General features: G+C 44.7%; 7 protein-coding genes and 2 pseudogenes. 1 reads left to right on the top strand and 8 read right to left on the bottom strand.

The window, feature by feature from the left end:
- Positions 1 to 582: 582 nt before the first annotated feature.
- The 6 genes and pseudogenes from NNL21_RS35700 to NNL21_RS35675 all read right to left on the bottom strand — a co-directional run.
- Entirely contained in the window at positions 583 to 951 is a 369-nt protein-coding gene (locus tag NNL21_RS35700; RefSeq protein ID WP_204822847.1) for a DoxX family protein, read from the bottom strand.
- A gap of 22 nt (positions 952 to 973) precedes the next feature.
- A complete protein-coding gene (locus NNL21_RS35695; RefSeq protein WP_204822848.1) occupies positions 974 to 1393 on the bottom strand; it encodes an SRPBCC family protein in 420 nt (139 codons plus the stop codon).
- A 51-nt stretch (positions 1394 to 1444) separates the two neighbouring features.
- A pseudogene (locus NNL21_RS35690) lies at positions 1445 to 1722 on the bottom strand (ArsR/SmtB family transcription factor).
- A gap of 515 nt (positions 1723 to 2237) precedes the next feature.
- Positions 2238 to 3029 (bottom strand): SDR family NAD(P)-dependent oxidoreductase, encoded by a 792-nt coding sequence (locus NNL21_RS35685; protein WP_204822849.1) that lies wholly within the window; start codon positions 3027 to 3029, stop codon positions 2238 to 2240.
- Between the two features lie 201 nt (positions 3030 to 3230).
- Entirely contained in the window at positions 3231 to 4241 is a 1011-nt protein-coding gene (locus NNL21_RS35680) for an AraC family transcriptional regulator (protein ID WP_204822850.1), read from the bottom strand.
- A 352-nt stretch (positions 4242 to 4593) separates the two neighbouring features.
- Positions 4594 to 5046, bottom strand: a pseudogene (locus NNL21_RS35675) (MmyB family transcriptional regulator); the annotation flags it as partial.
- A gap of 20 nt (positions 5047 to 5066) precedes the next feature.
- Here NNL21_RS35675 and NNL21_RS35670 point away from each other — a divergent pair.
- Entirely contained in the window at positions 5067 to 5351 is a 285-nt protein-coding gene (locus tag NNL21_RS35670) for an NAD-dependent epimerase/dehydratase family protein (RefSeq protein ID WP_204822852.1), read from the top strand.
- A 140-nt stretch (positions 5352 to 5491) separates the two neighbouring features.
- Here the strand turns inward: NNL21_RS35670 and NNL21_RS35665 are convergent, their stop codons facing one another.
- The gene (locus NNL21_RS35665) at positions 5492 to 6277 is read right to left on the bottom strand and encodes a VOC family protein (protein ID WP_204822853.1); all 786 of its coding nucleotides are present in this window, start codon (positions 6275 to 6277) and stop codon (positions 5492 to 5494) included.
- 101 nt (positions 6278 to 6378) lie between these two features.
- Positions 6379 to 6855, bottom strand: coding sequence for a GyrI-like domain-containing protein (locus NNL21_RS35660; protein ID WP_204822854.1), 477 nt, complete (start codon positions 6853 to 6855; stop codon positions 6379 to 6381).
- Positions 6856 to 7136 lie beyond the last annotated feature (281 nt).

The raw sequence follows: 7136 nt of genomic DNA, 5'->3' as shown, positions 1-7136 counted from the left end.
TAGAAACTAATTCTACACGGCCCTTCAAAAACCTATTAAATTGGATCGTTTGTCAACAGTCCCATTAAGGCGACTTATTATGGGATCATGTTCTTGACTTCCGATATTTCTTCTTATTCATCACAATAAACAACTTCTCCACCGCATTGTCTATCTGTAACTGTCTACTGGTTAGAGGTTGTATTGCCTCCTTTTGGATATGAAAAAGAGCCTTGCATAGAGGCTCTCCTACATATTGCTATAATAGATTTGCACACTCACCTTTGATGGAAAATAGGCTCTCCGAAAGGAATGTGAATACATCCAATTACGATTTGCTGTTTGGAGGGTTTTGACGTGTTCAGTGCAACTGCGGCGCGTACGAGAGCCATTCGAGCCGCCTCGTCAATCTGGTTGCCTTTGTGGAAATCAATGGCCCGCCATTTATTGCTTTCGACTGACTGGTGTCCCTCTCCGCTTCCACCCCTCAGTAACTTCGGGGACCGCCTGCTTGATCAGCGCATGTAGCCGGAAGAAACTCTCGCCCCTCTAATCCCCTAGATCCTCGATGTTGGCGTCTATCAGCTCTGATGGTCACCTTTGTTAGGTTAAGGGATGCGGTATTCCATATGCATGCACGATTACTAGAGTGGCTGCAATCAAAGTAATCACAAAGGCCGGTATCGCACTTCCCACAGGATGCTTGACTCTGAAATGTGAAAAGCATGCCACCAGCATCGTAATGCCAATCCAAATGCCTGCCCATGCGGCTATTGCCGGATACCAGTATCCGATGACAAGTCCGACTGCCCCGGCTAGTTGAACGAGCCCAGTAACAACTCGAAACCATTGCGGCAGTTTAATCGACTCGAACATTTCAACAAAATTTTTCGCACCAGCCAGCTTGCTTCCGCCGCCAAAGGCCATGGAGACGAGCAGAAAGCTTTGTAAAATAACAAAAATGATATTCATAAGGCGCTCCTTCCTTTTACAACTAGGCCAATACCTTTTCAAGCTCGCCGCACCATTTACCCCAGCCATATCTAGCGCCTTCGAGACCTTGAACATTTGCGAAACCGGTTTGCTCGAGATGAAGGTTAACCTTTCCTTCACCTAAAACCTGCAGCGTCCAGGTGACCGTGTGCTTCTCGCCTCCGCTGGCCCAAGAATAGGATACCCGGTTTGGTGCGTCGACGATAAGCACTTCGCCGTCAATAATACCATCCCACCATTCGGACGGCTGAGTGCGAAACTGAAAACGGTGTCCTACGACAGGCTCGAAATTATTATCCATCGGCTGACCAGTGTGGATGTTGGCCACCCACTTGGCAAGCTTGCTCGAATCGGTTAAGGCGGACCAAAGTTTCTCGATCGATGTCGTGTACTGAAAATCCAAGGATAATGCTAAACTCATTCTACTTCCTCCTCTAATAGTTGATTCAAGCGCGCGCATCATATTCGTACTCTAGAACTTGCCGTAGAAAGCCACCCAACTTTGAATTCCTCTGAGTGGAAAAGCATTTAGCATAAATCGCGATTCTCTGCCGACTTTTCGGTCAAGTACCAATCCAGCCTCATAAAGAATTGTCAAATGCTTGGCTACCGCTGTACGGCCATTTGAAACTGCGCCGTTAATTCATGAAGCGGTATCTCCTCTGCCTCTGCTAACAGACGAATCAGTCGGCGTCTAGTTGGGTCTGTAATCGCGTCAAGCACAACCCGCAACTGGTTGTTCTCGCTCACAACACCCTCTCCTAGTTTCTTTCTCTTATAGGACACCATTTGGTGGCGATTTGATTATATGACACCATTAAGTGTCGTGTCAACATCTTTTATAAACTCCAGAAAAAAACTGCTAGTCAGCTATTAATTTCAGCTCTTGTTTAATCGTGTAGTTTTGTTCACGAAAAAAATTATTATTATCAGCAGTTTAAGGAAAACAGTCTATTTTATTGAGAGTATAAAACAGTTACTTGAAGCCTTAGAGACACAAGATCTAACTGCTATTGAACGATCCTTCAAGGTGGCTCTGCAGAAGCTAAATGAGAAATTGGCCAATCAAATGAATAGCATATTAGAAACGATGAGATATGTAGACAATTTTAGCCAGTTGAGAAAAAGGCAACCAATCTGCCCGGCTGCCTTTCCGATGTATGAAGATATTCTGTCACGTTTAGCTTAATATAGCTGCGGTAATATATAGGAGCACCCTGCTGTTACGCAGTTGTTAAACCTATAATAGTCAAATAGAGTTTATGTTAAAAAATTGTTGGCACCATGCCCCCATCCATACGGATTGGTGAACCTTTAAATGCAGATGCATAAGGGCTGCATACGAATGCAGCCAGCCTGCCAATTTCAAAAGGCTTGATAAACCGCTGTATTTCGGAATGGGGCAGGTTTGCCGCCATAAAGTTTTTCTCTTTTTCCGAAAATGCCATATCATCAGGAAACAAACTCTCAATGATTTGAGATACATTTTCGGAAAGGGTTGGTCCTGGCAAGATCGTATTGGATGTGACTTCCGTTCCTATCGTTAGTTTAGATAAGCTTTTTGACAGTGATAATAGCATAGATTTGGTCATACCATACTGAGGCATTTGCCCTGAAGGCATAATCGCTTCTTCACTTGCAATAAAGATTATTCGTCCATAATTGTTTTTCAACATTTTAGTCAAATAATATTTACATAAACCATTAGCGGCAAGGACATTCGTTCGGAAGTATTTTTCCCATACTTCATCTTCAACGTCCTCATATGACATGATTTCATAAATCCCCATATTGTTAACCAGAATATCAACATGGGGATATTTCTCGAATAAAGCTTCTCTTTGCTGCATATCCACAATATCGGCTGTAGCATTCTGAGGAGAGGTAGACGGGAACTCCGACTTCAATTCAATTACCGTTCGTTCTACCTCTTCTTTATTCCGTCCATTAACGAGGACATTGACACCTTCTCTGGCAAGTTCAATGGCAATTGCTTTCCCTATACCTTTCGTCGATCCAGTTACTAAAGCGGTTTTGTTCCTTAATCCCATATCCATAACATATGTCTCCTTTATTGTCATTCGCAGCAAGCAGATTAGAAGTTATTCTAGGAACACCCTTGTGCTCCGGATAGAGATTATTTTACTTTGTCTGGATCGTAAGGTAACTAGCGTACAACGCCAAATTTCTTGTTTAACCCGCCAAATAATGAAACCCGGATAATGCTATCCCAGCGTAGAACGCATTAGGTTGGGATTCTATGACGGCGGGTTTGCCCCTAAATATTCGGAACGCCATTTTGAAGGAGTATCCCCTTCCCAAAGACGAAAGGCGTGGTAAAACGAGTTCGGGTCTTCATATCCAATTAAGAAAGCCACTTCTTTGATATCGAGCTTAGGGTCTGCCAAGTATTCTCGTGCCTGTTCATGCCGAACCTGTGTCAACAGCTGCTTGAAAGTTGTCCCTTCGTCAGCAAGACGGCGCTGCAGGGTACGATCGCTCATGCCCAACTCACTCGCCACTGCCCGAATGTCAAGGCGGCCTCCAGCTAGGCTGCGCTGCAAGATCCACTTGACCATCTCGGGGATTGAACGGCTGCGCTGTTCATCCAATGACCGGTCCAAGACGGGAGTCAGGATCTCCAGCAACTCTTTGTTATACGAAATAAAGAGGCGGTCCAGATCTCTTCGATGCAGCGTCAGTCGGTTATCGGTTGCACCAATCCGGATAGGGCACCCGAAGTAAGCTTCAAGGGCCTTTACATCGCCCATCGAGTGAGAAAATTCCACGGACCGTGCAGATAAAGGCTGGCCCGTGCCCCGACGCCCAAGCTCTAGAAGAAAGGCCAGCGTGGCGCCAACCAATATTGGCGGTCCGGGTTGCTTGGTGCGCATCCATTCCAATTCAATTGTACAGCGTTCGCCATCTTCGGTTATACGCAAGCTTTCCGGAGGGCACAGTTGTTTGTACCGGACCATTCGATTAAGGGCGTCGCGATAGTCACGGGCATGGTAGGTCGCTAATACGGTCGGTGGATATTGTGTCGTGTCAAAGACGGTTACAAGCTTGACGATTCCGATGGCCGTATCACCAACGAGATCGGAGTATGCTTGCCAGATTCTAAAATATTGGTCGGTGGTGACTGCAGTTGGTTCTGTAATAATGGTGAGCGGCAGCCGCGCTTTGCGGGCTATATCGTGCGGGTCAATTCCTAATTGTTGTAATCCCACCCAAAATCCCGGCGGTAATTTTATGCAGTCAGATTTCATTACGTATGGATCTCCTTTAGTTGCTTACCTATTCGTCTCGGCTACGATTAAGTATACATAAAAAAGTTCTTATCTTCATATAGACATGAGGGCTAGGTTGCCCAGCACAAAAATTCGTTATTACGAGAAGAAGGGATTGCTCTTGTTCTTTTCATTTCGCTTATTATCGTTTCTGGCGTATTGGGGATCAAAAGTTAATACTATAAATACATTAAAGTAAACAACTAGGAGCTGCCAGCTGGCAGCTCCTTTATTGTATACGTAAGTAAGATGCAAACTTACTTCGCTTCGCTGCCACTATCACACAGATAGATATGTTCACGCTTAACTGGCGGATAGCTTAATGTCAGGCTCAGCATGTCGGCTTAGGCTTGTCTGATAAAAGTTGTGTTAGCTTGGACGAGGTCTCCGATGAACAAGTAAAAATGATCACCTTTTGATCAGCATCAGCGGGAACTTCCAAAGTGACATGTTCAAATTCGAGGATACCTAGCATTTGATGGTCCATCCGTTTATGTCCATCCGGGATTGTTGTCACATCATGGCGGTCCCACCATAAAAGGAAATCCTCACTGTACTGTTTGAGATCCTCAATCAATTCCCCGAACCATGGATCACCCGGGTAACGCGCATAATCGGCCCGAAACTGGGCAATCAAGCTTTGAGCAAGCTTCTCCCAATTCCGATGCATACGCAATACGGGATTCGTGAAGCTCCGCCAAATAAAATTCCGCGAATGCGGAGGTGCGATATCGGAAAAGGAAAAAACAATTTCTGCGGCCCTGTTCCATGTCAGCAAGCCCCAACTCCAATGACATAGGCGGGATGGAGATTGAGCGCTTTTACTGCTTGCTGCAAAGAGGTGCCGTTATCCTTGCAATAGAAGCGAAAAATATGAACGGGCAAATTTTTAATGTCGCTGATGATGAACCAGTGACTGCAGCCGAAATTATGAAGATTTACAATGAACCGATCACAGAGGACTTCGAAAGTCGTCCAATTGATCCTTCTTGGCTACAGCTCCTAGACACACAAAAGATTCGTGAGCAACTTGGGTTCAAACCCATATATCCTGCATTACGAAATGTGGTTGATGCAGGTGCACTTTAAATGAAATAGGTAACCTTGTTGATGTTGACTAAACTGCACTTCAACTAATAAAAACAAGGAACAGCTGCCGCGGCAAACTGCTCCTTGATTCGTTCAACTAACGTACCCGTTATTTGAACAATTCCGTATTAAGTTCCAGCTTACACTATGGCTTGAGAAGGCTCGTGCACCATAAACAAATTTCCGTTCGGATCCGTAAAATGGCAAAATCGACCTACCGCTCCAGCGTCCTCGATCTCGCTGACAGCAACGCCTGATGTTCTCAGGTACTGATGAAGCACGTTCATCTCATTGATTCGAAACCCGATAAAAGGAGTGACTTCGTCGCCGCGATAAACATTCAAGTTCGTTCTGAATTGCGAACGCCACATTAGGATGTTTGGACCCGGCTCTCTGTCAAGAAAGACAAGATCCGGATTTCCCGGCAAGGTCTTATTGAAGCCCAAGATGCTCATGTACCAATCTGTTGTCTGTTCCAAATCATAGACTGGCATTTCGATGTAGCGGATACCTTCAACCAGCGGATCATCGTCCCTGCTTACCGCGTCAGGTAGTTGATGCACCATAAAAAAATTGCCATCCGGATCGTCAAAATAAAAGAAAAGACCATGCTCATAGCTAACGATCGGTTCAAGCGATACTCCGCCCTCCTTCATATGACGGTGAAGTTTTTCGATTCGTGTCGTACGAAATCCAGCCGCCTGTTTGCGCTCATCCCCCAAGTAGAACGCCGCTCGAGCAGGCTGGTTCGTACCGAGCAGCAGCACATTCGGCCCTTCCGGAAAGTCGATAAAACCGAGATCGTCATGCGGTTTTCCCGATATTCTGGCTCCAAGATGCCGCTTGTACCAAGCCAGCGACTCTTCCATCCGGGTTACCGGCAAATGTAAGTAGGCGATATGCCCCTGAAAGCCTTTTTTTATCATTTTCTTCACTCCTTTTATCACCTTTAGATCCCTACGAATACTGTTAGGCTTATTTCCATACCGACAACAGTTTTTTGCCAACGCAAGTTTTAGGAGAAGGGTCATTTGCTTGTCTTAACAGGTATGTAGATTTCCACTTCACTATCGCTTGAGTTCGTGTTAGAACGTTCATCGTAAAGTTCCACAACATATGACGTCCTATCTTCTATCCATTCGTTTTTCTTCATGTATTCATTGATCTTTTGATAGCCCTTCCATATATCTGTTATAACACCTTTGTGAGTTGTCATGACAAATGATTGATTCTCGATTTGATTGTACTCCATTCCCTCGGGTATTGAATCATCTCCATTAGACTCCATGCCTAGGTAAAAGACTTCCTGTCTTTCCGGATGCAGTTTCTCATCCGTCATCACATAGAAAATTAACTCAGTTGCCCCATTCGAATCATATTTATCATATAGTTCAGCCCTCGCTGCAAGCAACGCTGTGGGGAATTCCTTAAAGAGACACTCACGTTTGATGCCTATCATCCTAATGGATTTAACTATAAGTTTAGTAATCGTATGTTCTCCCATACAACCAATCACCTTTCAAGGATTATTAAAAGTTAGCCGGCACACGGGCTCCATTCGGACAACAAGGAGCCGACTTTCATTATTCAGTACGGGAATATAATCCGGGGTTGAACCAATGGAAGCGTTAGTGAGTTGGTATATATATCCATATATATTATAGTACCGAATGTACGTTCGTATGTAAAGAGATAACTTCGTTTTATCACTAAGCTATCCTCCCTCTATGGAGAATCACTTTTCTCTTAAATGCTCACGTTTTCTTAGATTTTGACCCAAGTTCA

The organism is Paenibacillus mendelii (genome assembly GCF_024498075.1).
GTDB lineage: Bacteria > Bacillota > Bacilli > Paenibacillales > Paenibacillaceae > Paenibacillus_Z > Paenibacillus_Z mendelii.
This window is presented reverse-complemented; position numbering and strand designations above follow the sequence as displayed.